Source organism: Companilactobacillus metriopterae (assembly GCF_002762335.1).
GTDB classification, from domain to species: Bacteria; Bacillota; Bacilli; order Lactobacillales; family Lactobacillaceae; genus Companilactobacillus; species Companilactobacillus metriopterae.
In genome coordinates this window covers 261,213-286,463 of record NZ_CP024610.1, presented here as the reverse complement: position 1 = coordinate 286,463, position 25,251 = coordinate 261,213, and the positions used below count along the sequence as shown (strand labels likewise).

The 25,251-nt window shown below is 32.9% G+C and carries 23 protein-coding genes; 9 read left to right on the top strand and 14 right to left on the bottom strand.

Features of this window, described 5'->3' with window-relative positions; genetic code table 11:
- Positions 1 to 3: 3 nt before the first annotated feature.
- From CS873_RS01415 to dnaA, 10 genes are all read right to left on the bottom strand, one after another.
- Positions 4 to 2,010 (bottom strand): DHH family phosphoesterase, encoded by a 2,007-nt coding sequence (locus CS873_RS01415; RefSeq protein ID WP_099974111.1) that lies wholly within the window; start codon positions 2,008 to 2,010, stop codon positions 4 to 6.
- 115 nt (positions 2,011 to 2,125) lie between these two features.
- Complete coding sequence (gene rpsR, locus CS873_RS01410) at positions 2,126 to 2,362, bottom strand: 30S ribosomal protein S18 (RefSeq protein ID WP_099974110.1); 237 nt, start codon at positions 2,360 to 2,362, stop codon at positions 2,126 to 2,128.
- 28 nt (positions 2,363 to 2,390) lie between these two features.
- Positions 2,391 to 2,894 carry a single-stranded DNA-binding protein gene (gene ssb, locus CS873_RS01405; RefSeq protein WP_099974109.1) on the bottom strand — a complete coding sequence of 168 codons (504 nt, stop codon included), beginning with the start codon at positions 2,892 to 2,894 and terminating at the stop codon, positions 2,391 to 2,393.
- Between the two features lie 36 nt (positions 2,895 to 2,930).
- A complete protein-coding gene (rpsF, locus tag CS873_RS01400) occupies positions 2,931 to 3,227 on the bottom strand; it encodes a 30S ribosomal protein S6 (RefSeq protein ID WP_099974108.1) in 297 nt (98 codons plus the stop codon).
- Between the two features lie 187 nt (positions 3,228 to 3,414).
- Complete coding sequence (gene gyrA / locus CS873_RS01395; protein ID WP_099974107.1) at positions 3,415 to 5,904, bottom strand: DNA gyrase subunit A; 2,490 nt, start codon at positions 5,902 to 5,904, stop codon at positions 3,415 to 3,417.
- Between the two features lie 21 nt (positions 5,905 to 5,925).
- Positions 5,926 to 7,884 (bottom strand): DNA topoisomerase (ATP-hydrolyzing) subunit B, encoded by a 1,959-nt coding sequence (gene gyrB / locus CS873_RS01390; RefSeq protein WP_099974106.1) that lies wholly within the window; start codon positions 7,882 to 7,884, stop codon positions 5,926 to 5,928.
- Positions 7,885 to 7,894: 10 nt separating this feature from the next.
- A complete protein-coding gene (gene recF / locus CS873_RS01385; protein WP_099974105.1) occupies positions 7,895 to 9,004 on the bottom strand; it encodes a DNA replication/repair protein RecF in 1,110 nt (369 codons plus the stop codon).
- A gap of 5 nt (positions 9,005 to 9,009) precedes the next feature.
- The gene (yaaA, locus tag CS873_RS01380; protein WP_099974104.1) at positions 9,010 to 9,219 is read right to left on the bottom strand and encodes a S4 domain-containing protein YaaA; all 210 of its coding nucleotides are present in this window, start codon (positions 9,217 to 9,219) and stop codon (positions 9,010 to 9,012) included.
- A 214-nt stretch (positions 9,220 to 9,433) separates the two neighbouring features.
- On the bottom strand, positions 9,434 to 10,567 hold the full coding sequence (dnaN, locus tag CS873_RS01375; protein ID WP_099974103.1) for a DNA polymerase III subunit beta: 1,134 nt from the start codon (positions 10,565 to 10,567) through the stop codon (positions 9,434 to 9,436).
- Between the two features lie 165 nt (positions 10,568 to 10,732).
- Positions 10,733 to 12,031: a chromosomal replication initiator protein DnaA gene (gene dnaA / locus CS873_RS01370; RefSeq protein ID WP_245823085.1), complete on the bottom strand. Its 1,299-nt coding sequence runs from the start codon at positions 12,029 to 12,031 to the stop codon at positions 10,733 to 10,735.
- Between the two features lie 555 nt (positions 12,032 to 12,586).
- Here dnaA and rpmH point away from each other — a divergent pair.
- From rpmH to mnmG, 8 genes are all read left to right on the top strand, one after another.
- Entirely contained in the window at positions 12,587 to 12,727 is a 141-nt protein-coding gene (gene rpmH / locus CS873_RS01365; RefSeq protein ID WP_057887251.1) for a 50S ribosomal protein L34, read from the top strand.
- A 69-nt stretch (positions 12,728 to 12,796) separates the two neighbouring features.
- Positions 12,797 to 13,150 carry a ribonuclease P protein component gene (rnpA, locus tag CS873_RS01360; RefSeq protein ID WP_099974101.1) on the top strand — a complete coding sequence of 118 codons (354 nt, stop codon included), beginning with the start codon at positions 12,797 to 12,799 and terminating at the stop codon, positions 13,148 to 13,150.
- A gap of 20 nt (positions 13,151 to 13,170) precedes the next feature.
- Positions 13,171 to 14,007, top strand: coding sequence for a membrane protein insertase YidC (gene yidC / locus CS873_RS01355; protein ID WP_245823066.1), 837 nt, complete (start codon positions 13,171 to 13,173; stop codon positions 14,005 to 14,007).
- 177 nt (positions 14,008 to 14,184) lie between these two features.
- Positions 14,185 to 14,454 (top strand): hypothetical protein, encoded by a 270-nt coding sequence (locus tag CS873_RS01350; RefSeq protein WP_099974100.1) that lies wholly within the window; start codon positions 14,185 to 14,187, stop codon positions 14,452 to 14,454.
- Positions 14,455 to 14,567: 113 nt separating this feature from the next.
- A complete protein-coding gene (locus CS873_RS01345; RefSeq protein ID WP_099974099.1) occupies positions 14,568 to 15,104 on the top strand; it encodes a phenolic acid decarboxylase in 537 nt (178 codons plus the stop codon).
- Between the two features lie 62 nt (positions 15,105 to 15,166).
- Positions 15,167 to 15,700: a PadR family transcriptional regulator gene (locus CS873_RS01340; protein WP_099974098.1), complete on the top strand. Its 534-nt coding sequence runs from the start codon at positions 15,167 to 15,169 to the stop codon at positions 15,698 to 15,700.
- A gap of 130 nt (positions 15,701 to 15,830) precedes the next feature.
- The gene (mnmE, locus tag CS873_RS01335; protein ID WP_099974097.1) at positions 15,831 to 17,219 is read left to right on the top strand and encodes a tRNA uridine-5-carboxymethylaminomethyl(34) synthesis GTPase MnmE; all 1,389 of its coding nucleotides are present in this window, start codon (positions 15,831 to 15,833) and stop codon (positions 17,217 to 17,219) included.
- A gap of 13 nt (positions 17,220 to 17,232) precedes the next feature.
- Positions 17,233 to 19,137 carry a tRNA uridine-5-carboxymethylaminomethyl(34) synthesis enzyme MnmG gene (gene mnmG, locus CS873_RS01330; RefSeq protein WP_169922432.1) on the top strand — a complete coding sequence of 635 codons (1,905 nt, stop codon included), beginning with the start codon at positions 17,233 to 17,235 and terminating at the stop codon, positions 19,135 to 19,137.
- A gap of 209 nt (positions 19,138 to 19,346) precedes the next feature.
- Here the strand turns inward: mnmG and CS873_RS01325 are convergent, their stop codons facing one another.
- From CS873_RS01325 to CS873_RS01310, 4 genes are all read right to left on the bottom strand, one after another.
- A complete protein-coding gene (locus CS873_RS01325; protein ID WP_099974096.1) occupies positions 19,347 to 20,000 on the bottom strand; it encodes a Crp/Fnr family transcriptional regulator in 654 nt (217 codons plus the stop codon).
- A 10-nt stretch (positions 20,001 to 20,010) separates the two neighbouring features.
- The gene (locus CS873_RS01320; protein ID WP_099974095.1) at positions 20,011 to 20,535 is read right to left on the bottom strand and encodes a ferritin family protein; all 525 of its coding nucleotides are present in this window, start codon (positions 20,533 to 20,535) and stop codon (positions 20,011 to 20,013) included.
- A 2-nt stretch (positions 20,536 to 20,537) separates the two neighbouring features.
- On the bottom strand, positions 20,538 to 20,777 hold the full coding sequence (locus CS873_RS01315; protein ID WP_099974094.1) for a heavy-metal-associated domain-containing protein: 240 nt from the start codon (positions 20,775 to 20,777) through the stop codon (positions 20,538 to 20,540).
- A 69-nt stretch (positions 20,778 to 20,846) separates the two neighbouring features.
- Entirely contained in the window at positions 20,847 to 22,694 is a 1,848-nt protein-coding gene (locus CS873_RS01310; RefSeq protein ID WP_099974093.1) for a heavy metal translocating P-type ATPase, read from the bottom strand.
- Between the two features lie 461 nt (positions 22,695 to 23,155).
- Here CS873_RS01310 and CS873_RS01305 point away from each other — a divergent pair, with 461 nt between their 5' ends.
- Positions 23,156 to 24,946 (top strand): glycerophosphodiester phosphodiesterase, encoded by a 1,791-nt coding sequence (locus CS873_RS01305; protein ID WP_169922431.1) that lies wholly within the window; start codon positions 23,156 to 23,158, stop codon positions 24,944 to 24,946.
- The last annotated feature ends 305 nt before the right edge of the window (positions 24,947 to 25,251 follow it).

The window sequence follows — 25,251 nt, the reverse complement described above, 5'->3', positions numbered from 1 at the left end:
CTCCTATTTATCTTTAGAATCAGAGTTTGTAATAACATCAATTAATTTTTGACGTGCTTCTTCCACCGAAATATCGTCCATTTGTGTAGCAGCATCGGATAGGTGTCCACCACCGCCAAGTTTTTCCATAATTAATTGAACATTTATATTACCCAAACTACGAGCAGAAATTCCCACACGTCCATCAGGTCTTCTTGAAATCACAAATGAAGCTTCAACATTATTCAATGATAATAATGTATCTGCAGCCTGAGCTACAATGACAGGATCGTAAGCATGGTCTTCTTCACCAACACAAACCGCCATATTGTTATCAACCATAACAATGCTTTCAATCAAATGATTTCTTTGAATGAATGATTCAATATTTTCTTTTAAAAGATTTTGTATCATTGCTTCATCAGCACCAACTGAACGTAAATAACTAGCAGCATCAAAAGTTCTTGTTCCTGTTCTAAGTGAGAATGATTTTGTATCAACTGCTATACCAGCTAACATTGCAGTTGCTTCGATTTTTTGAATAGCTTTTTTATTCTTTGGTTGATACTCTAACATCTCTGTTACCAATTCACTTGTAGATGATGCATAAGGTTCAATGTATATAAGCATTGGATTTTCTGGGAATTCTTCACCACGTCTATGGTGATCAATAACGACAACTTTCTCGTTACCACGTTTGAAGATCCCAGGATTAATTGAAATACTTTGTTTTGAATGATCAACCATGACAATCAAGGTCTTATTAGTAATAATTCCCTCTGATTCAGCTGAATTAATTAAATCATTCTTCAAATCTGGATCTTTGTTAGTTTCATCAAGCATTCTAGCAATATCTGTGTGGACATCATTCTGATCAATAACAATCTTACAAGGAGTGTTATTCATTAGTGATATTCTTCTAACTCCTAATGAAGATCCTAAAACATCCATATCAGGATGAGAGTGTCCCATAACAATAACTTGATCACTGTCTTTAAGTAACTCTTGCAATGCTTCACTGATCATTCTTGCCCTTACACGGGTACGTTTTTCCATTGGGTTAGTGTTACCACCATAAAATCTAGCTTTTTGCCCAACTTCTTTTACAATAACTTGATCTCCACCACGTCCAAGAGATAGATTCAAATTCTTTTGTGCCTCATCATTTAAAGTATTTAAATCATCAACCCCATAGGCAAATCCCATACTTAAGGTAAGTGGAACATTTTGATGATATGTATACTCTCTAATACGATCAATTATCTTGAAGCCTTCTTTTTCTTGTTCAAATAGCTTACTAGTATACGCAAATGTTATAAAGTGGTCATCATCTATCCTCTTAAGATACATTTGATTTTCTAATGCCCAGTTTGATAACTCATTAGTAAGATAATTATTTAAGTTTGATATATCTCGATCACTCATTGACTGAGTAATCTCTACAAAGTTATCTAGATAAATTTGACCGATAACTGAACGATTTTCTTCGTACTCTTGTTCCATTTCAACATAGTGAGTGACATCAAACATATATATTGCATTAAACTGTTCTTTTATTTGTACTAAGTACTTCTTATCATTAATTGAAATAGTTTTTGATATATCTTTCTCATCACTATCTATTAGTTCAGATAATTCCTTAGATATATCGCTAATATTTTTAGTATAGATACCACTTATCTCATTATTATCAATGAAATAAGGGTTTACCCATTGTATTCTTTGTTCTTCATCGTATATTAAAATTGCTAATGGATATTCTATAAAACTATTATCTACCGACCTATCAATTCGATATTGTAGATCATTGGTGTATCGTCCTGCTTTTTCACCTAATAATAAGAATATATGTATGAATAATATAGATATAACAACTACCAGTAACGTTTGAACTGCGCCTATTATTCCACCATGAATTATTCCTGTTATCAAAAGTGATAGTAGAATTATAACTATAGCACCGGCAGTCAATTGGGTCGATCCATCTACCCTCTTAAAGAAAAACTGTAGATTATCTTTTAATTTTTTCATAATAAACCCCTCTTGAATATACCTATATATTTTACCATATTTACCTTATTGTTTCTTTAGGTAGAGGCGGTTTTAGGCAATAAAAAAAGACCGCATATGCGATCTTTTTTTATTATTAATTTTCAGCAACGAATGGCAATAGAGCCATGATTCTTGCTCTCTTAATAGCTGTAGTAAGTTTTCTTTGGTTCTTGGCACTTGTACCAGTAACACGTCTAGGAAGAATCTTACCATTTTCAGCAATAAATCTCTTTAGTAATTCTGTATCTTTATAATCGATATGTTCGATGTGGTTAGCAGCGATAAAGTCAACTTTACGTCTTCTACGTCCGCCTCTTCTTTGTTGAGCCATTTTAGTCAGTCCTTTCTATATAAATTAATTAGAATGGTAAATCATCGTCTGATATCTCGATTGGTTTACTGTTGTCAGCAAATGGATCGCTCATACCGCCAAATGAATTAGAATCGTTATTATTATTACTATCTTGTGGAGCAAATGAAGATGATTGTTGGTTCGAAGGAGCTGAATTATTTGTGTTTGATGAAGATCTTCTCTCAGATTCAGATCTAGATTCTAGTAATGAGAAACTGTCTACGACAACTTCTGTTACATATACTCTATTGCCTTGTTGGTTCTCATAAGAACGTGTTTGTAAACGTCCTTCGATTCCTACAAGTGATCCTTTATTAGTAAAGTTTGAGAAGTTTTCAGCAGCTTTACGCCAAATAACACAATTAATAAAGTCGGCTTCACGTTCGCCCTGTTGATTAGTAAATTGTCTGTTAACAGCAACTGTAAAACTAGCTACAGCTGAGCCACCAGAAGTATATCTAAGCTCAGGGTCTCGTGTTAAGCGTCCTACAAGAACTACTCGATTAATCATCTTATCTCCTCCTTATTTTGTTTCATATGAAACAAATTATTCTTCGATCTTAATGATCATGTGACGAAGAATGTTGTCTTCGATCTTTGATAGACGATCGAATTCGCTTAGTGCTTCATCATTAGGTGCATCAACTGTGACGATGTGATACATACCTTCTTTTTGATTAGCAATTTCATATGCTAAGCGTCTCTTTTCCCAGTCCTTTGATTCAACAACTGTTGAACCGTTATCTGCAATAATCTTATCGAAACGTTCGATAAGTGTACTCTTAACGTCTTCTTCAATATCAGTTCTAATGATATATGTGATTTCGTAGCGTGTTTCTGCCATGACTGTGTACCTCCTTATGGTCTAATGGTTCAATTAAATGAACAAGGAATATAAATTTAAGTTTATACTCACAAAGTAATATATTACCATATTTCATAAGCTATTGCTATATAAAAAAAACAAAAAATCATTTCTACCTAACACAAGTTTTTAAACTTGTTTTAAATTACGTAGAAATGATTTTGTTTTAATCTTTTATATTGTTGTCTTGAGAATTTTCATCTTCTGAAATTGTTTCACGTGAAACTTCTTCCTCTTTGGCAACTTTTGTCATAGTTGATACTATCGTGCCGTCATCAACTTTAATTAATCTAACCCCAAGTGTTGCACGACCAGTTTGAGATACATTTGCTACATCAAATCTGATCATTACTCCTTTACTTGTGATTAGCATAATATCTTCATCACCATTAACAGCAGTTACACCAGCAATTGGTCCATTTTTTTCAGTGACATTGGCAGTTTTTATACCTTTTCCACCACGACCTTTGACTGGATATTCTGTTGCCTTTGTACGTTTACCATATCCTTTTTCAGAGATAGTAAGTACTTCTTGATCAGGTTTAACAATCGATGATCCAACTACATAATCTTCTTCACGTAGCTTAATACCACGAACACCACCGGCTGTTCTACCCATAGCACGAACATCTTCTTCTTTGAAGGTTACGGCATAACCCTTATGAGTTCCAATAAAGATTGTCTGTGAACCATCAGTCATATAAACATCATTAAGTTCATCATCTTCTTTAAGAGTAATAGCACGAAGACCTGAGTGTCTAATATTAGTAAAGTCACTAACCTGTGTACGTTTTACAGTTCCGTACTTAGTTACGAAGAATAGGAATGTATTCTCTCGATCAATATCACGTCCAACATTGATTACAGTTTGAACTTTCTCACCCTTTTCAATGTTTAACAAGTTAATAACCGGAATACCTTTGGCTGTACGGCCATATTCTGGAACTTCATAACCCTTTGTTCGATAAACTTTACCAGTATTCGTGAAGAACAATAGTCGATCATGGGTAGATGCATACAACATCTGTTCAATGAAGTCATCATCATGAACACCCATACCTTGTATACCACGACCACCACGGTTTTGAACTTTAAATTCATCTGCAGATAATCGTTTGATATAACCTTGGTGAGTTAAAACAACTAAGATGTTCTCTTCTTCAATAAGATCTTCATCTTCAATAGCGTTAACTTCACTAGCACGAATTTCAGTACGTCTCTCATCACCAAATTTTTCTTGAATTTCTAACAATTCATCATAAATAATTTGGTCGACACGTTCTGGATTTGCAAGAATATCTTTGTAATCAGAGATTTTTACTAATAATTCTTGATATTCTGCTTCAACTTTTTCACGCTCTAATCCTGTCAATCTTACCAAACGCATATCTAGAATAGCTTGGGATTGAATATCTGACAATTCAAATCTATCTATCAATGTTTGTTTAGCAATGCTTGAAGTTTGAGATCCACGAATAATAGAAATGATTTCATCAATATGATCAAGAGCTATTCTCAATCCTTCTAGGATATGAGCTCTTGCTTCTGCTCTCTTCAACTCAAATTCAGTTCTACGTGTAATAACTACTTCTTGATGAGCTAAATATTCTAGTAGCACTTGTTTAAGTGACAACACTTTAGGTGTTTTGTTAACAATCGCAACCATATTGATACCAAATGAAACTTGAAGCTGTGTCAACTTGTATAGATTATTTAAAACAACAGAAGCACTGATATCACGACGAATATCGATTGAAATACGCATACCTTCACGATCAGATTCATCGTTCAAGTCAGTAATTCCTTCAATTTTCTTATCACGAGCTAACTCTGCAATTCTTTCAACAAGATTTGCCTTGTTAACCATGTAAGGTAGTTCGGTAACAATAATCTTTTCTGCACCGTTTTTCTTTGTCTCAACTTCTACTTTAGCGCGAATCATGATAGTACCCTTACCTGTTTCATAGGCTTTGCGGATACCTGAACGTCCCATGATAATACCACCTGTAGCAAAATCCGGTCCAGGCAATACTTGCATCAAATCAGCAATTTCAGCATCTTTATTTTTCATCAAGATGTGTAATGCATCGATAACTTCCTTCAAGTTATGTGAAGGAATATTTGTTGTCATACCAACTGCGATACCTGTAGCACCATTAACTAGCAAGTTAGGGAAGCGAGCTGGTAGAACCATAGGCTCACGCTCTTCACCATCATAGTTAGGTACAAGGTCAACTGTATCTTTGTTGATGTCTCTCAACATTTCTACGGCAATTTTACTCATACGAGCTTCTGTATAACGCATTGCGGCTGCAGGATCACCATCGACAGAACCAAAATTTCCGTGTCCATCAACTAAGGGATAACGGTATGAGAAATCCTGTGCCATACGAACCATTGATTCGTAGATAGCTGAGTCACCATGGGGGTGATACTTACCCATGATATCCCCAACAAATCTAGCACTCTTTTTATGTGGCTTTTCAGGTGTTACACCCAATTCGTTCATACCGTATAGAATACGGCGATGAACGGGTTTCAAGCCATCTCGAACATCAGGAAGTGCACGTGAAACAATAACACTTGCTGCGTAATCGACAAAAGATTTTTTCATAACTTCTGTCAAATTTACATTTGATATTCTTCTATCATCCATTTATTTATGTCCCCTTAATTTTTAGTAATCTACTTCAGCGTATTGAGCGTTTTCTTCGATAAATTCTCTACGTGGTTCAACTTTATCGCCCATTAGCATTGTGAAGACGTTATTTGCTTCAATAGCATCATCTAAACTAACTCTATCTAAACGTCTTCTTTCAGGATCCATAGTTGTTTCCCATAATTGTTCTGCATCCATTTCACCAAGTCCCTTATATCTTTGGATCTTTGCTTCAGGTTTTGCAGGTAATTGAGAAACAAACTCATCTTTTTCTTTATCAGTATCAAAATATTCCATGATATTTTTACCTTGTCGAACTTGGAACAATGGTGGCTTAGCAATATAAACATACCCTGCATCAACGATTGGGCGCATGTATCTATACAACAATGTTAGTAACAACGTTCTAATATGAGCTCCATCGACATCGGCATCAGTCATGATGATTACCTTGTGATAGCGTGCTTTTGATACATCAAATTCTTCACCAAAACCAGTTCCCATAGCTGTGAACAGTGTTCTGATTTCTTCATTTGCTAAAATCTTGTCCATTGAAGCTTTTTCAACATTCAAAATTTTTCCACGAATAGGTAGAATAGCTTGAGTTAAACGAGAACGACCAGTCTTAGCTGAACCACCAGCTGAATCTCCCTCAACAATGAATAATTCAGAGATTTCAGGATCTTTACTAGAATTATCTGCTAATTTACCAGGTAAATTAGAAATTTCTAGACCATTTTGTTTACGAGTAACTTCACGAGCACGTTTAGCAGCTAGACGTGCTTTTGTAGCAAGGTTACCCTTCTCAACAATTTTTCTAGCAACACTAGGGTTTTCTAGTAAGAACTTCATGAAATGATCACTAAACAGACGATCAGTGATCGTTCTAGCGTCTGAATTACCTAGTTTTGTTTTAGTTTGTCCTTCATATTGTGGATCTGGATGTTTTACTGATACAACAGCTGTCATACCTTCACGAACGTCCTCACCAGATAGCTTTTCAGTATCCTTTAGAAGTTTATTCTTGTGAGCATAGTCATTAATAACACGTGTTAAGGCAGTCTTGAAACCAACCTCATGTGTACCACCTTCATAAGTGTGAATGTTATTAGCAAAAGTCATCAAGTTTGTATGGTATTCATCCGTGTATTGAAGAGCCACCTCGACATTGATACCGTCTTGATTACCTTCGATATAGATTGGATCTTCAAATAGAACATCCTTATCTGTATCAAGGTACTCTACATAACTTTTGATACCACCTTCATAGTGATAAACAATTGGTTCTGGATTTTCAGAACGTTTGTCAGTAAAGATAAGTTTTAGACCTTTATTCAAAAAGGCTAACTCACGAATTCTTGTAGTCAAAATTTTATCATCAAAAACAGTTGTTTCTGTAAAAATATCTTCATCAGGTACAAAGTGAACCTTTGTTCCATGAACAAATTCATCAGCAGCATCCCCAACAACATACATAGGGTGCTTAACTTTTCCACGCTCGAAATCTATTCCATAAATTTTACCCGCGCGTGTTACTTGAACATCAACTGTCTTACTTAGTGCATTAACAACTGACGCACCAACACCATGAAGACCACCAGAAACCTTGTAACCTCCACCACCGAACTTACCTCCGGCATGCAGAATTGTATAAACTGTTTCTAAAGCAGGTTTTCCAGTCTTTTTTTGGATATCGATGGGAATACCACGTCCATTATCAGTAACTGTAATTGAATTATCAGGCTCAACAAAAATCTGGATTTCATCAGCAAATCCAGCTAGAGCTTCATCGATACCGTTATCAATAATTTCCCAAACAAGGTGATGTAGACCTTGTTTACTAGTTGATCCAATATACATACCAGGTCGTTTACGAACGGCTTCAAGTCCTTCTAAGACTTGAATTTGACTGGCATCATATTCTTCTACTTTTTCTTCTTCTACTTTTTCCAATTCAAGATCTTTATTTTCAGCCATGAATTTCCTCCTAAGAAACAGTACCTTGATTAATGTTTAAAATGTTTGGATTTTTTACTAAGTCTCGATCAATATCCTCAATCGATGTTGTAGTAATAAATGTTTGGACATTATCGCCTATTGATGACAATAAATGGGTCTGTCTCACATTGTCTAATTCAGATAAAACATCATCCAACAAAAGTATTGGATAATCTCCAACTTCCGACTTTATTAATTCTACTTCTGCCAGCTTTAAACTAAGAGCCACACTTCTTTGCTGACCTTGGGAACCAAAATCTTGCACGTTTTTTTGGTTGATTAAGAACAATAAGTCATCCCTATTAGGTCCATATAATGTTATGCCTCGATCAATTTCTTTTTGAGAGTTATCTTGAAATTTATTCTTATATATTTCATAAATTTCTTCCAAACTCTTATCCGCTGGATCAAAAAAAGTTTGATATGAAAACTCTAGTTTTTCTGTTTGATTAGATATTTCTGAATGAATATTTTGAGCAAATTTTTGAATTTTACTCAAAAAAATTAATCTCTGATAAACAACCTGAGCACAAAATTGCGCTAATTGATCCGATAAAACTTCCAAATAAACTCGATCACCGTTTTTTTGGTATTGAAGTTTCTTTAAATAAGCGTTTCGCTGTTTTAAAGATTTACGAAAATTCGTCACAGCAGCTAAGTATTGGGATGAAATTTGTCCAAATTCCATATCAATAAACTTCCTTCTGATTGCAGGATTTCCTTTTACAATACTCAAATCTTCTGGTGAAAAAAGCACAACATTCAAATTACCGATATAACTTGATAGTTTCTTTTGTTCGAGATTATTAATCCGAGCTTTCTTACCAGACTTACTAACAGCTAGATCGAGAGACAAACTATTTCGATTGTCCCGAACAACTAAACCGCTAATTCTAGCAAACTCACTCTGCCAGTTAATCAAATCTTTATCGTTACTAGTTCTGTGACTTCTCGTCAAAGCCAAAAAATACATTGATTCTAGTAGATTTGTTTTTCCTTGGGCATTTTGTCCAAGAAAAACATTGATATTTGGCGAAAACTCAATGTCCAGTGATTGATAATTACGGAAGTTAACTAATTTTAATTCTTTGATATACAAGAGAACTATGCAATTTCAAAAGTAGTATTTTCAATAACTAGAACATCACCAGAGTAAAGTTTTCTACCCCTACGATTTTCATCTTCACCATTTACCTGAACCATATTGTCTTTTAAGTACATCTTGGCTTGGCCACCAGTACCCACGATACCAGCTTCTTTGATAGCCTGACCCAAAGTAATGAACTCTGTCTCGATCGTAATTTTTTCAGACATAAATTATCCCCTCATCCATCATTTTATTCACTAATGACATAGGTAATATTATAGTTGTTTTTTACTATAAAAACAAGCTATAGGCAATTTTTAAGCGATTTGAGCCATTTTACCCCCATTTACTTGTTCCCCTACTAAAATAATCTAAAATCTTTTTAAAACTAAAAATAAGGCTATATTTATGCAAAAAAAGAAGATTCCAAGAATCTTCTTTTTAAAATGTTCTAACTGGAGTTATCAGTTGAACAAAGTTTTCTTTATTTTCAGTAGGTCTCAATGTAAATGGATGTAATGGAGATGTGAATGACATCTCTGTATTTGTACTTCCACCAAAGGATTGAAGTGCTTGTTTCAAGTAATCAGGATTGAAGGAAATTTCTAAATCCTCCCCTTCAACGTTCTCTAGTTCAAGAACTTCCTCAACTGTACCAACCTCTGGAGAATTACCAGTTAGAATAGCTTTTTTATCAGCAACATTTATTACTAGTTTGATAACATTATTACGACTTTCGTGTGAAAGAATTGACGCACGGTCAACAGATGAGATTAATTTTGAAGAATCAAACATCAAACGAGTTGATGAGTCACTAGGAATCAAACGATCTGTTTCAGGATAACGTCCATCAAGTAAACGTGAAAAGAACATAACATTGTCAAAACTGAAAAGAACTTGATTTTCAGATATAGCAACTTTGATTTCTTTAATAGAATCACTCACTGTCTTAATCAATTCAGATAGACTTTTACCAGGAATGATAAATGAATATGCTTCATCACTTGTAATATCAATCTTGCGCTGAGATAGTCGATGACTATCTGTAGCAACTAATGTTAATCCTTCTGAATTTAAAATAAAGTTGACACCTGTAAGTACGGGTCGGCTTTCTTGAGTAGAAACGGCAATAACAGTTTGACTAACAACTTCTTTGAATAGATCAGTTGGAATTGTTAGCTGTTCACTTGTTTCAACTTCTGGAAGATGCGGATAACTATTTGCATCTAATCCGTTGATAGTAAATTCTGAAACACCAGAAGAAATAACAGTTTGATTATTGTTTGTTACTTCCAAAGTCAAAGTATCTCCAGGAAGTTTCTTAATAATTTCACTGAAAAAACGAGCAGGTAAAACAATAGAACCAGTACTTTCAATATTTAGATCATTGTCTGAATCACTTGATATAAATGCTTGGATAGAAATATCAGCGTTACTACCAGTTAAAGTTAAACCAGACTCGTCTAAATCTAACTTGATACCTGTAAGTATAGGAATTGTAGTTTTACTAGAAATTGCTCTCAAAACATTATTTGATTGATTTACAAATTTGATACGATCAATAGAAAATTTCATTTGCTGAGTCCCTTTTTTAATTAATTAATATATATAGATAGTAATAGTAGTAGGTCCTGTTAATTGCGTGCATAAACTAGTGTAACACTACAGAGGCAAGTCGGACAGCTGTGAATACCTTCTGTGGATAATTGTTGATAAATTGGATAGTTTTCCACATGTGAATTACTTCAGATCTTCTTTCAATTCCTCAACAGCTAGTTTAATTTGACTGTCTGAATCAATAAGTTCATTAATTTTTTCGCATGAATGCATTACTGTAGTGTGATCTTTGTTTCCAAATTCACGTCCTATTTGTGGTAATGATTTACCAGTCAATTCTCTAGAAAGGTACATAGCAATTTGTCTAGGTACAACAATAGTTTTGACACGTTTTTTACCTTTCATATCATTGACTGTAATATTGAAGTATTTTGCAACGCTGGTTTGAATTTTAGCAATTGAAGCACCTTGTTTTTCTTTGTTGAGCTTCAATACTTTTAAAGCATCAGCAGCGATACTGGTTGAAATATCTTCATTTTTCATAGTAGAAAATGCTTGAACACGGACAAGAGCGCCTTCAAGTTCACGAACGTTAGAATCTACTTGCTCAGCAATATATGAAAGTGTTTCGGTTGGTATTTCAAGATTTTCGGCATTAGCTTTATTTCTAAGAATAGCAATTCTTGTTTCCAAGTCAGGTGCTGTGATATCAACAGATAGTCCCCATTTGAAACGAGAAACCAGACGTTCTTGTAACTTAGGTATTTCGTTTGGTAAACGATCTGAAGTCATGACGATTTGTTTTTCTTTAGTATGTAATTCGTTGAAAGTATGGAAAAACTCTTCTTGAGTCCCCTCTTTTTCAGCGAAAAATTGAATATCATCTACTAAAAGTAAGTCTACATTTCGATATTCTTGTCGAAAATCATCTTGTGTTCTATTTTGAATAGAATTAATGAAGTCGTTAGCAAATGTCTCACTGGTTACGTACTTAACTACTGCAGTTGGATCATTTTCTAGCATTTGGTGTCCAATGGCTTGCATCAAGTGAGTCTTACCTAATCCCACTCCCCCGTATATAAATAGTGGATTATAGATACGACCTGGTTCTTCTGCAACAGCAAGGGCTGCAGCGTGAGCCATTTGGTTACCTCCACCAGTTATGAAAGCTTCAAAAGTATATTTTGAATTCAAATCAGAACTATGGAAGACTTGTCTCTCTTCTCTATTTTTTACTGGTTTTTCTGTTCCAGTAGAGTTGTTTTGTGAATTTGATGTTTCATTAAACTCATCTTCTGTTTTAATGACAGGATTTAATTCCTGACCATTAAAGTCAAATGAGTAAAGTGCGATATCTTTTGAATAGTTGCGATTCCAGTAATCTTTATGAAGATCAGATGGAACAGAGATATAGATATCATTACCTTCAAGATTTACAGGTTTAGCACTTTCAATCCATGTTGTATAACTAACTGGTGTCATATTAGATTTTAGTTTTTCAGTAAAGAAATTCCAAAACTCTGTTAATTTGACTGCAGTTTCATTGTTTAAGTCCTGCACAATAATTCTCCCCCCTATATAAATTTTAGTGACCTACGTAACGAGAAATAACAAAGATAAGTTTATCATTTGAAAAAAAAGTTTTCCACAGAACATATGTTTTATTTAAAAAAAAATAACAACTTGTTAATACAAATCCAAAAAAATTGTGTAAATTAAGAGAAATTATTAGTTATTCACAATTGTTTCCACAAGCTGTTGATAAAATTAAGCCTGTTTTAACAATCTTTTGCTGAAAAATAGAAAAAAGATAACAAACCTGTGGAAAAGTAAGTAACAAATAAGTATTTTCCGCAAAAAGTTGTTCAAAGAAATGTTCATAACCTTTTTTATACAATCTATTAACATTAAGTTCACAGGGGTGATTGTTAATAACTTATTAAAAACCAGTAAAATAATGGTTTTCATTCTAATAAAAACATGATATATTTATAGAGCAATTGTCTGAAGAGTTAATTTTATTCAGGAGGTCTACTGATGACTACAAAAAGAACATTTCAACCTAAGAAACGTCATCGTGAACGTGTACATGGTTTTATGAAACGCATGAGCACAAGTAATGGTCGCAAAGTTCTTGCAAGACGTAGAAGAAAAGGTAGAAAAGTATTATCAGCATAATTTGGAGGGGTCACTGACTAGTTAGTGACCCTTTTTTATTTCAACAAATAAAATGGTGGCTTAATTAAGATGAGAAAAAGCTTTCGTATAAAAAAAGAATCGGAATTTCAAAATGTTTATTCAAACGGTGAATCATGTGCCAACCGTAATTTTGTTCTTTATCAAATTCATAATGAAGGACAAAAACATTTTAGAGTAGGTATCTCTGTAGGGAAAAAGATTTCTTTAAGAGCCGTAGGTCGCAATAGAATTAAAAGATATATTCGCCAATCATTATTAGAATTGAAACCAGAGATTCCTAATGATACGGACTTTTTAATTATTGCACGTAAGGGTGCTTTCTACTTAGATATGGCCGAAACGAAAAAAAATATAGTACATTTACTAAAATTAGGTAAAATGATAGAAGATACAGATAAATAATTTAATTAAAGGGTGTAGACGTGAATAAGAAGAATTATAAAAAATATGTCGGAATATTTATGCTACTTGGTTTGGTTCTGATATTAACAGGTTGTTCCAACCTGAATGAACCGATAACTAGTCAAAGTAGTGGTTTCTGGGATCACATTGTCTTGTACAATTTCTCAAGATTTATCCTATGGTTATCTTCATTAGTAGGGAACCAATATGGTTGGGGTATTATCTTCTTTACAATTATCATTCGTATGATCTTGTTACCACTTAACTGGTTCCAAATCAGAAGTATGAATAAACAAATGAAGGTTCAACCAGAAATTCAAGCACTTCAAAAGAAGTATTCAGCTAAAGATCAAGAAACACAACAAAAACTTCGTGAAGAAACACAAAAATTATATTCAGAAGCAGGGGTTAATCCTGTCGCAGGTTGTTTACCGCTATTAATTCAACTGCCAGTTATGTTTGCTTTGTATCAAGCAATTTATAAAACAGCTGAACTACGTAATGGTAGTTTCCTATGGATGCAATTAGGAAAGCCAGATCCATACTACATAATGGCTGTTTTAGCAGCATTATTTACTTTCTTAAGTACATACATGTCAAGTTACTCACAACCAACACAGAATTCAACAACTAAGATAATGGCCTATGTAATGCCAATCTTTATCTTTATCCCAGCTCTTACATTCCCATCAGCTATTACACTATATTGGGTAATTTCTAACTTCTTCCAAGTTATTCAGACATTGGTTTTCCAAAATCCATTCAAATATCGTCGTGAACAACGTGAAAAAGAAGAACGTGAAAAAGAACGTCAACGTCAAATAAGAAAAGCCAAAAAACGCGCACATAAAAAATAAAAAGCCGAATTCATCTTTGATATAGATGGATTTAGCTTTTTTATTTAGTATTTATCAAAAAATGATTATAAATTTATTAATAATTATTTTAATTGCTACCTTGTGAATTTTTCTGAAAATACTGTGCTATACTTTCAATTATTTCAAAAAATTCGTCTGAAGGTATTATATAAGCATATGAGTAAAAAATATCGCATTATAGGTTTGATCATTTTCATAGGTTTAGAATTCGTAATTATAAAACCAGTATGGGAGATGTTGCGTGATCATTTTGGTATGAGAGCACAATTACCAAATATTTTAACGGTCATCTTCGCAGGTATCTTGGGTTGGATATATTACTTAATAATTTTGAAATTTCAATTGAAAAAAAGAAATATAACTTTAACTAAATACTTGATGCAGAGACGAAAAATAGCTCTTAAAAGAAAAAATCAGGATCTATAACCAGGAAGGGATGAGTAATCATCCTTTTTATTTTGTCTTGACTTTATGTCGATATAGACATAATATTATCTATGTTGATAACGACATAAAAATGAAAGAAGGATATATATACTATGACAAAACAATTTAAAACTTTAGAAGACTTTTTAGGAACACACTTTATCTATACATATGACAACGGTTGGGAGTATGAATGGTACGCAAAAAATGATCATACTGTAGATTACCGTATTCATGGTGGAATGGTCGCAGGACGCTGGGTGACTGATCAAGAAGCCAACATTGTTATGCTCACAGAAGGTATATACAAAATTTCATGGACTGAACCTACAGGTACAGATGTTGCGTTAGATTTCTTACCAAATGAAAATAAACTTCATGGAACAATTTTCTTCCCTAAGTGGGTTGAAGAACATCCTGAAATAACTGTAACTTACCAAAATGATCATATTGATTTGATGGAAGAATCTCGTGAAAAATATGAGACTTACCCTAAATTAGTTGTTCCAGAATTTGCAAATATTACCTATATGGGGGATGCTGGTCAAAATAACGAAGATGTTATCAGCCAAGAACCTTATGAGGGTATGCCTAATGATATTCGTGAAGGTAAGTACTTCGATGAGAACTACAAACGTATTAACAAATAAAAATTAATTATGTTAGAGTTAACTTTAATAGTTAACTCTTTTTTTGAAGCGAGGGAATATTTTTGCCAAAGAAACGTATCTTACCGTTTGTAATACTAGGATTAATTAACAATGAAGAACAATTGACGGGATATCAGATAAGCCAAGAGTTTAAAAATGAAATAGGTGAATTTTGGTATGCTTCGCATAGTCAAATTTATCCCGAATTACAACGTATGTTAGATGATAATTGGATAACTTCTATTGATGACAAAAATGATTCTAGAAGGACTTTTTATAAAATAACATCTGATGGTGAGAGCAACCTCTTAAATTGGCTTAAAGAGCCTGTAAACGATCAGAATGATGAACTGACACCGTTAAAGATGTTTTTTATCAAGGATGGTAAAAGTCCAATCCTTAAATCATTAATTGAGCAGGATTTGGAAGTTCACCAGAAAAAATTAGATCACTTGCAAGAACGATTAAAATCAATCTTTTCAGATGATCAAACGATTAGCGATAACTATGGTCACTATTTAGTTTTAACAAGAGCGATTGAGCGTGAAGCGAATCATTTGAAGTGGAATAAAACAAATTTAAAAAAGTTTAGCTAGTTGACAAAGAAACTAAATCCCGTTAATATATCAAAGAATTAAATATACTGAAAAGTAGTCAAAGTGCTTTTCCACCTACAATAGTCGCGGGTGGATTATGCACTTTTTTTGTGCCTTAAAAGGAGGAAATATGCCTACAGTTACTGAGTACGATACAATTACAGCTATCTCTACACCACCTGGTGAAGGGGCAATATCGGTCGTTAGATTATCTGGGGACCAATCCATTGAAATAGCTAGCAAATTATTCAAGGGTTCAGATTTAAATAAAGTAGCATCACATACAATTAACTACGGTCACTTATATGATCCTGAAAATGGATCATTGATTGATGAGGTTATGGTATCAGTAATGCGTGCGCCCAAAACGTTCACACGAGAAGATATTGTTGAAATCAATACTCATGGTGGAATTGTTGCTACTAACAAAGTTTTACAAACTTTAATCGGATCAGGTGCCAGAATGGCTGAGCCAGGTGAGTTTACTAAACGTGCATTTTTAAATGGTCGAATAGATTTAACTCAAGCTGAATCAGTGATGGACCTGATACGTGCTAAGACAGACAAAGCTATGCAAGTAGCTGTTAATCAATTAGATGGAAATTTAAATCATTTGATTTCCAATTTACGACAAGAAATCCTTGATACACTGGCACAAGTGGAAGTTAATATTGATTACCCTGAGTACGATACTGAGCAAATGACTACAGATTTACTACTTGAAAAGGCCAAATTAGTCAGTCAAAGTATCGACAGTCTTTTGAAAACAGCAACCAGTGGACAAATCCTGCAACATGGTTTGGCTACAGCTATTGTTGGAAAACCAAATGTTGGTAAATCAAGTTTATTGAATCGTTTGTTGGATGAAGATAAAGCTATCGTTACTGATGTTGCGGGTACAACTAGAGATATCGTTGAACAATACATCAATATCGATGGTGTACCTTTGAAATTGATTGATACAGCAGGTGTTCGTGAAACAGATGATGTTGTTGAAAAAATTGGTGTTGAGAGATCTAGACAAGCACTCAAAGATGCTGATTTAGTCATAGTTGTTTTGGATTCTAGTCGTGATTTAGAAGAGGAAGATCGAGAATTATTAGAAGCAACTAGCGATAAAAAACGTATTATTATCTTCAATAAGGATGATCTAGTTCATAAGATATCGCCAGAAAATGTTGACCAATTGAAAGAAGATGACATAGTTCTAGTAACTTCAGCTATCAAAAATGACGGAATTGAAACAATCAAGTCAACAATTAGTGATATTTTCAATGAAGGTATCGAAGATAACAATAGTTCAAACGTTATTATTACTAATGCTCGTCAAGCGGGTCTTTTGCTTCAAGCTAAAGATAGTTTAAATGAAGTAATCAATGGTATTGAAATGGATATGCCAATAGATTTGGTTCAAATAGATATGACAACTTGCTGGGAGACACTGGGAGAAATTATCGGTGAAAGCTATCCAGATGAGTTGATAACACAGTTATTCTCACAATTTTGTTTAGGAAAATAATAGGTGGATTTTAATGGAAATAAAAGAATATGAAGCAGGCAGTTTTGATGTAGTAGTAGTAGGAGCCGGTCATGCCGGTTCTGAAGCAGCATTGGCTGCAGCTAGAATGGGCAAGAAAACACTTCTAGTGACAATTAATCTTGATATGGTAGCTTTCATGCCATGTAATCCTTCAGTAGGTGGTCCTGCTAAGGGAATCGTTGTAAGAGAAATTGATGCTTTAGGTGGACAAATGGCAAAGAATATCGATGCTACCTATGTCCAAATGCGTATGCTAAATACTGGTAAGGGTCCTGCAGTTAGAGCTTTGAGAGCTCAAGCAGACAAAAATATGTATCACGAAGTTATGAAAGATACATTGGAAAATGAAGACAATCTTACACTTCGTCAAGGAGTTGTTGAAAGATTAGTTGTTGAAGATGGTGTTTGCCAAGGAGTAGTTACAAGTACAGGTGCTATTTATCGTGCAAAATCAGTCGTATTAACAGCGGGAACTAGCTCACGTGGGAAAATTATTATTGGTGAATTGATGTATTCTTCAGGTCCAAATAATTCACTACCATCAATTAAATTATCAGAAGATCTAGAAAAACAAGGATTTAAATTAACTAGATTCAAAACAGGTACACCTCCTCGTGTGAACAAAAATACTATTGATTTTTCTAAAACTGAGGAACAACCAGGTGATGAGGTACCAAATCACTTCTCATTTGAAACACCTGATGAAAAATACTTAGATTTGAAAGATCAATTGTCTTGTTGGATGACTTATACCAACTCACAAACACATGCAGTGATCAATGCTAACCTTGATCGTGCACCGATGTATTCAGGTGTAATCGAGGGAGTAGGTCCTAGATACTGCCCATCAATCGAGGATAAAGTTGTTCGCTTTGCTGATAAACCAAGACATCAAATATTCTTGGAACCAGAAGGTCGCAATACTCAAGAATATTATGTTGGAGATTTTTCAACATCAATGCCTGAAGAAATTCAATTAGAGATGATTCACTCAATGGCAGGATTAGAAAGTGCCAAGTTAATGCGTGCTGGATATGCAATTGAGTATGATGTTGTTGAACCATGGCAATTGAAACCAAATTTGGAAACAAAGGTAGTAGAAAATCTCTTTACAGCTGGTCAAATGAACGGAACTTCTGGATATGAAGAAGCTGCTGGTCAAGGACTTATGGCTGGAATTAATGCAGCATTAAAAGTTGATGGAAAAGATCCATTTATCTTACGTCGTGATGAAGCATATATTGGAGTTTTAATCGATGATCTTGTTACTAAGGGTACAAATGAACCTTATAGATTGCTAACAAGTAGAGCCGAATATCGTCTAATTCTTCGCCATGATAATGCGGATCTAAGATTAACTGATAAGGGTTACGACCTAGGCTTAATTAATGAAGAAAGATATGCTTCATTTAATGAAAAAAGAGCTGCTATTGAAGCAGAATTAGATAGATTGGGTCGTAAGATGATAACACCTAAGCAGGCAGACCCATTCTTACAAAACTTAGGGATGAAACCACTTAAAGATGGTATCTTAGCTGATCATTTCTTAAGACGTCCTGAGGTTCACTATGATGATGTTATTAGTATCATGGGTGAAGAAGTAACAGCAGATCGTCGAGTTAAGGAACAGGTTGAAATTGCTGTTAAATATTATGGTTATATTAAAAAAGAAGAAATTAAAATTGATCGTCTAAAACGTATGGAAGAAAAGAAAATTCCTGAACGTTTGGACTATACAAAAGTGAGTGGTTTAGCTACCGAAGCTGTACAAAAGCTATCTAAAATTAATCCACAAACTCTAGCTCAAGCTAGTCGTATAAGTGGGGTAAATCCTGCTGATATCGGAATTTTGAGTATTTACATTCAACAAGGTAGAATTGCCAAAGTTGCAGAATAAAACAAAAAAACAGCTATAGAACATTGTTCTATAGCTGTTTTTCTATTGTAAGTGTTTCATGTGGAACAAATAAAATGTTTCATGAAAAAAATAGAAAATGATAGTCAAAAAAATTAATTGGTAAAAAAAGTAACTATCACTAATCATTTATTTTAAAAGTAAATAAAAAAAGCATACTACAATTCGTAGTATACTTTTTTAGTAAGAAGTTAAATATCCTCTAATTTTACTGTATCAAGGATTGTAACGTGGCTATTATCTAAATCAATTAATGATTGTTCGACAAGTAATTTTAATTTTCTAGAAAGAGTCTCAGGAGTAGTACCTAAAAAGCTAGCTAATTCTTTCTTTTTCATTGGGAGCTTGAAAGAATCTTTATCGAATTCAATTGATAAATCTATTAAATATGATGCCAATCTTTCTGCTACACGATCCATAGTTAAGAACTTATTTTGCTTTTCGGTATCAACTAATTTGTCCGCATTAATTGATAACAGATTCCAACTCAAATTTGAATTTGATAGTAATAAATTTTTGAAATCATCATATCTTAGAGTACAAACTTTCGTATCTTGAATGGCCTCACCATATCTAGAGGTGTTTTTATCACCAAATAAAAGATTTTCACCTTCGTAGTCACCTGAATTTGATACTCTAAGTAATTGTTCTTTTCCACCGGAGGTAAGTTGATATATCTTAACTTTTCCACTAGCAATAATAACCAAGGAAGACTCATCACTGGGTTGAAAAAGTAATTCTCCTTTTTTGAAAGAACGATGATTGACTAGTGAATGAATCTCACGTTGATCATCGTCGGAAAGATTATTAAAAAGGGGCACTAAACTTACACAACTATGTTCCATAGTTTTCTCCTTACTCTTCTTCAAGTCCTTGACTAACATCATTATTAATTTGAAATTGCAAAGTAGTAATCTGTCTTTTCATAAAGGAATACAATTTTTTTAGTAATAATTCTAAACCATACTTTTGTTCATTTTTAGCTAATACTATAGCACGAATTATAAACATTAATTGAGTGTCAAAATCTTGTATTAGTTCAGATATTTTTGTAGTTGATTGTTCATATTTTAATGATCCAGATTCCTTTAACATAGTGTTTTCTAGAAATTCTTCTGTTGTTGTGGGAATAATTTCATTTTCAGAAATCAGCTTTATAGATAAATTTTCAATATACTTTTGTTCATTTTGAGCTAACTCATTTAAATAATTGGTAAATGAAATATCAATATCTTTATGAAAAATACTAATCTGTCGAATTTTATTTTGGTTAATACTCAAATTTGAAATAACATGACCTACCATTGCACCAGCTGTAACATTTTTATGATTTTCAGCTGAATTTTGCTTCTCTAAATTGTACATTTCTGTTGCATTCATAGTTATACCTCCTGAATAATTTCTGTTTCTTTTAAATTTTTTACTGTGTATCCAAGTTTTTCAATTACTTGTTTAATATCTGTAGCAGAAACTTTGGATCTATTCAACTCTACTTTGACCTTACTAGAATTAAAAAGCACACGTACATTTTTAACTCCAGGTTGTTTATTTACAGCTGTTTCAATTTTTTGCATACATGATGGGCAAGTTAAAGTATCCAATTGATAAACGACCTTATTCATAGTAATTATCTCCTAACTCATTTATATCTAAAATATATTCATAATTACAGTTTTAAAAATTGATTTCTATCAATTTTTACTAACCTTTATCGAAAGTAGTCTCATGGCATTGCTAATAACGACCAGAATACTAATCTCATGAATAAACATTCCAGATGCCATATGCACATAACCTAAAATTAGACCAACAAGTAATAATAGAACCGTTCCCACTGAAATAATAATGTTCTCCTTGATATTATGAGTTGTCTTATTAACTAAATTCAATGAATAACCTAAATGATTAAATTTGGAGTTAGTTAAAACAATATCTGAAGTTTCAATAGCTACATCTGCACCATTTCCCATGGCAATACCAATATCAGCAATTGCAAGAGAGGGACTATCATTAATTCCATCCCCTATAAATACGACAATATGTCCATTAGTTTGAAGTTTTTTAATAAAATTAGATTTTTCTTCGGGGAGAAGATTTCCGTGAACTTCGTCTAAATGTAGCTCATTTCCAACTAAATCGGCAGTATTCTGATTGTCCCCAGTTAACATAATTAGTTTCCTAATACCTTGTTTTCGTAAATAAATTAGTGTGTCAGAAACGTCAGATCTAATTTGATCGTGTATTCCTAAAATTAGTTCAATTCTATTATTTAGCGCCATAATAACAATTGAGTTACCTTCTTTTTGCAATTTTTTTATAGTTTTTTTTTGTTCATTATCGAATAAAAGATTATTAGCTGTCATCAATTCAGTATTTCCTACTAGTATTTGATTTTGATTGATTAAGGCTTGGATTCCTCGACCTTTGATAACATTTGTTTTAGAAATGATGAGCTGTTTAAATTCTGGGTTAAATTCTAAAATAGCTTTAGCTAAGGGATGAGTTGATTCACTTTCAATATTTGATAAAAGATCTAATGCAGTACGATGATCTTTACTGTAATAAAAAGTATCTGTTACTTGAGGTTTTCCACGGGTAAGAGTACCTGTTTTATCAAAAACTATTGTATCAACATGGCTGTATCCATCGATAACATCACCACCTTTGATTAATACACCATTCTTTGCTCCATTACCAATTCCAGAAACTATTGATACTGGGACACCAATAACTAGTGCTCCAGGACAACCCAGAACTAGTACTGTAATAGCCAAAACTAAATCCTTAGTTATGAAAAATAGAATTATAGCTAAAATAAGTACTGACGGGGTGTAATATTTAGTAAAACGATCAATTAATTTTTGAGTATCAGATTGAGAATCTTGGGCTTCTTCTACTAATTCAATAATTTTTCCAAAAGTTGTATCCTCACCAATATTTTGTACTTGAATTTTTACTGTACCGTCATCTAAGATGGTTCCAGCAAAAACTTTATTTTCAGTTTTCTTTTGAATTGGTTTTGCTTCGCCAGTTATTGTAGATTCATTAAAGATACCTAAACCATCAATGATTTTACCGTCAACTGGTATTAATTCACCTGTTTTAACAAGTATAGTGTCACCGATGTTTAATTGATCAATAGCTATTTTTTGAATATCATTGTCGGTAACTTTATTAGCAGTGGTAGGAGTTAGTTGTACTAGCTTTTTAATTGCTGAATTGGTTTTTTCCAAAGTTTTCTTTTCTAGAAAACTACCAAATAGAAATAAGAAAATAACTATTGCCGATTCGCTATACTCACCTATAAAAAATGCTCCTATAATTGCAATAGAAACTAATATATCAATACTTATAATTTTTAGTTTTAGAGCTTGATAAGCTTGAATGAATATAGGAATAGATCCCACAATAGAAGCAATAATCATAGAAATTTGATAACCTTCGATGTTGTTTGAAAAATATTTCATGGTAAATGCAATTGAAATGAACAAACCGTTGATTAGTACTATTTTGTTTTTATATTTTAGTATTTTATTCATTTTTATTACCCCCAAATGGTAATTTGAGTTTAATGGATAAAATAATTTATTTAATTGATAGATATCAAGTTATTTAGAAAAATAAAAAAAGCACACTACCTAGGTAGTGTGCTTTTCCGACTGGTACTTATTACATCGTTCGATCCAGAGGGGCTTGATACTTAAATCAATCTGCTCTACTAGTATGTAAAATGCCATGTATAATTCAGTGACTATTAGTATATACACGATATGACTAATTCAGTCCTTTTGTTAAATGTACCAGCCAAGGAGGTTAACTCCATTTGAGTTAGGAGCTATCTCCTTTATGGTTATAGTTATATCATGCTCCGGAAAACATTGCAAGCGATTACATGACTTTTTATAAATTTTTACAATAAATAAAGATTTTGGATATATTATTATTTATGACTAGCTCTATATTAGAATAGAAGTAATTGCTTTAGAAATAGGTGGGAAATTTGAAAGTTTTTATTAGAGATTTGAGATCGTTTTTTGGAAATACCTTTAGGTATGCTAAGAATATTGTTTTAGTAAATATTTTGATATTCCTGGTCATTATACCAATGTTGGCTAGCTCAATAGAATGGACATTTAAACATGAGGGAATAGTTGATTTCTTTTCTCTATTCTCATCATTTTCAGTTCATCCATTTTACAGCATTTTGATAATAGTCCTCATGCTCCTCATGTTGTTCATGATTATTTATGAGTTTATCTTTTTATTTTTAGGAGTATTTTTACTTCAAAAAAATTATCAATTACCTGCGACTTATCTGCTAAAGAGGTCATTTACAGAAACTAGAAGAATATCATTTAGTTCATTATTATTTTTGATTTTCTACTTTATATTGATTATGCCCTTTAGTTTGATTGGCTACAAAACTGACTTATTATCAAAAGTTCAGATTCCTGTATTTATACTTGATTATATATTTAGTAATAAATATATACTTGTTCCAGTGATAATCTTAGTTTATCTAGTATTAATTTATATCGGATATCGTCTAATATTCACTGTTCCCTTAATGATCATCAAGAAAATGAAATTAAGGGATGCTGTAAAGACAAGTAAATACTTAACTAAAAAATGGGCTAAAAAGATTTTAAGTTACTTCATCGGATTTAATATAGTTATTTATCTAATGACAGCTGTCTTGTATTTCATAATAATATTAATTCAAGGTTATGTTGATAAGAGCTTTTCGTCTGCTTCCTTGCCTGTATCTATGGTCTCGTTATTAGTTATCCAGGCAATAAAATATATTTTCACGATGATATCTTCACTTGTTTTCTTCTATATTATTTCGATTGTTCTTTATGAGTTTGAACCAAGTATTGTTGAAGAGAGATATCAGTTGGTTCTTAAAAAAACAAAAAAATCAGGTATATCAAAATTTGTTTTTTATACGGTAGCAACGGTACTATCATTGGTACTGCTAACAGGAACAGTTACCTATGATTACCTGTATCTTTCAGGGCAGATATTAACGAATCCAGAAATTATTTCACATCGTGGAGTAAATGGGAATAATGCTGTTCAAAATTCTATTAAGGCTCTGAATGATACAAGTACCAAAGTAAAACCAGATTACGTCGAGATGGATATTCAAGAAACTAAAGATAAGCAATTTGTAGTAATGCATGATAATAATTTGAAGGCTTTGACTGGTGTTAACACAACTACTCGCCAATTAACGTTGAAGCAATTACAAAAATTAACTGTCACAGAGAATGGAAAAAGTTCTAAGGTCATAAGTTTTGATGATTATTTAGCCGCGGCCAATAAGGACAATCAAAAACTTCTGATAGAAATAAAACCTAACAAAGCTGATTCTAAGGATATGATTAGTATTTTTATCAAGAAGTATAATAAGGAGCTCTTAAAAAGAGGAGACATCATACATTCACTATCTAACGATATAGTTGATGAACTGAAGACACGCTATCCTAAACTAACAGTTGGTTACATCATGCCATTTAATATCGTTGGTCCACCAAAAACAAAAGCGGATTTCTTCACGGTTGAGTACACTACATTGACTTCTGATTTTGTTACGCAAGCTCATGATCAAAAGAAGAAAGTCTATGCATGGACAGTAAATGATGAAAATGTCCTAACTCGTACTATGTTTTATGAAGTGGATGGGGTTATAACTGATTCACCAGAAGAAATTGGAAAAGCAGCAAAAGAAACAGTAAAAACAAATGACTACGTAGTCAAATTAGTAAACTATATGGTTATCGAATAGTTTAAAAGCATACCGAAAGGTATGCTTTTTTATTTTCATTAATTCATCAAATAATGTTCACATTAATTTAAGTTTAGCTTAAGTTGATCAAAGCATAATGATGACATACTAAAGAAAAGGAGGACATCAGATGATTATTTTAAACTCAATTCACGGAGCAGTAACAGCTGGAGCACAAACAACAGCTAATGATCTAAATGCAGTTTCTCATCTAATAAGTAATGTTTTCCGTTAGCATAGAAGATTTATAAAATACAATTTAAATAAAAGAGGTAACTAATATGCAAAATTTTAATCAATTTCCA

Excerpts from the sequence above, each read along its gene's own strand:
- CS873_RS01320 (WP_099974095.1), bottom strand. The coding sequence starts at position 20,535 with ATGAATGCAACAGAAATGTACAATTTAGAGAAGCAAAATTCAGCTGAA.
- rnpA (WP_099974101.1), top strand. The coding sequence starts at position 12,797 with ATGAGAAAAAGCTTTCGTATAAAAAAAGAATCGGAATTTCAAAATGTT.
- CS873_RS01325 (WP_099974096.1), bottom strand. The coding sequence starts at position 20,000 with ATGGAACATAGTTGTGTAAGTTTAGTGCCCCTTTTTAATAATCTTTCC.
- mnmE (WP_099974097.1), top strand. The coding sequence starts at position 15,831 with ATGCCTACAGTTACTGAGTACGATACAATTACAGCTATCTCTACACCA.
- CS873_RS01415 (WP_099974111.1), bottom strand. The coding sequence starts at position 2,010 with ATGAAAAAATTAAAAGATAATCTACAGTTTTTCTTTAAGAGGGTAGAT.
- dnaA (WP_245823085.1), bottom strand. The coding sequence starts at position 12,031 with ATGACACCAGTTAGTTATACAACATGGATTGAAAGTGCTAAACCTGTA.
- yaaA (WP_099974104.1), bottom strand. The coding sequence starts at position 9,219 with ATGTCTGAAAAAATTACGATCGAGACAGAGTTCATTACTTTGGGTCAG.
- rpsF (WP_099974108.1), bottom strand. The coding sequence starts at position 3,227 with ATGGCAGAAACACGCTACGAAATCACATATATCATTAGAACTGATATT.
- rpmH (WP_057887251.1), top strand. The coding sequence starts at position 12,587 with ATGACTACAAAAAGAACATTTCAACCTAAGAAACGTCATCGTGAACGT.
- gyrA (WP_099974107.1), bottom strand. The coding sequence starts at position 5,904 with ATGGATGATAGAAGAATATCAAATGTAAATTTGACAGAAGTTATGAAA.
- CS873_RS01310 (WP_099974093.1), bottom strand. The coding sequence starts at position 22,694 with ATGAATAAAATACTAAAATATAAAAACAAAATAGTACTAATCAACGGT.
- ssb (WP_099974109.1), bottom strand. The coding sequence starts at position 2,894 with ATGATTAATCGAGTAGTTCTTGTAGGACGCTTAACACGAGACCCTGAG.
- CS873_RS01345 (WP_099974099.1), top strand. The coding sequence starts at position 14,568 with ATGACAAAACAATTTAAAACTTTAGAAGACTTTTTAGGAACACACTTT.
- rpsR (WP_099974110.1), bottom strand. The coding sequence starts at position 2,362 with ATGGCTCAACAAAGAAGAGGCGGACGTAGAAGACGTAAAGTTGACTTT.
- CS873_RS01315 (WP_099974094.1), bottom strand. The coding sequence starts at position 20,777 with ATGAATAAGGTCGTTTATCAATTGGATACTTTAACTTGCCCATCATGT.
- dnaN (WP_099974103.1), bottom strand. The coding sequence starts at position 10,567 with ATGAAATTTTCTATTGATCGTATCAAATTTGTAAATCAATCAAATAAT.
- mnmG (WP_169922432.1), top strand. The coding sequence starts at position 17,233 with ATGGAAATAAAAGAATATGAAGCAGGCAGTTTTGATGTAGTAGTAGTA.
- gyrB (WP_099974106.1), bottom strand. The coding sequence starts at position 7,884 with ATGGCTGAAAATAAAGATCTTGAATTGGAAAAAGTAGAAGAAGAAAAA.
- CS873_RS01350 (WP_099974100.1), top strand. The coding sequence starts at position 14,185 with ATGAGTAAAAAATATCGCATTATAGGTTTGATCATTTTCATAGGTTTA.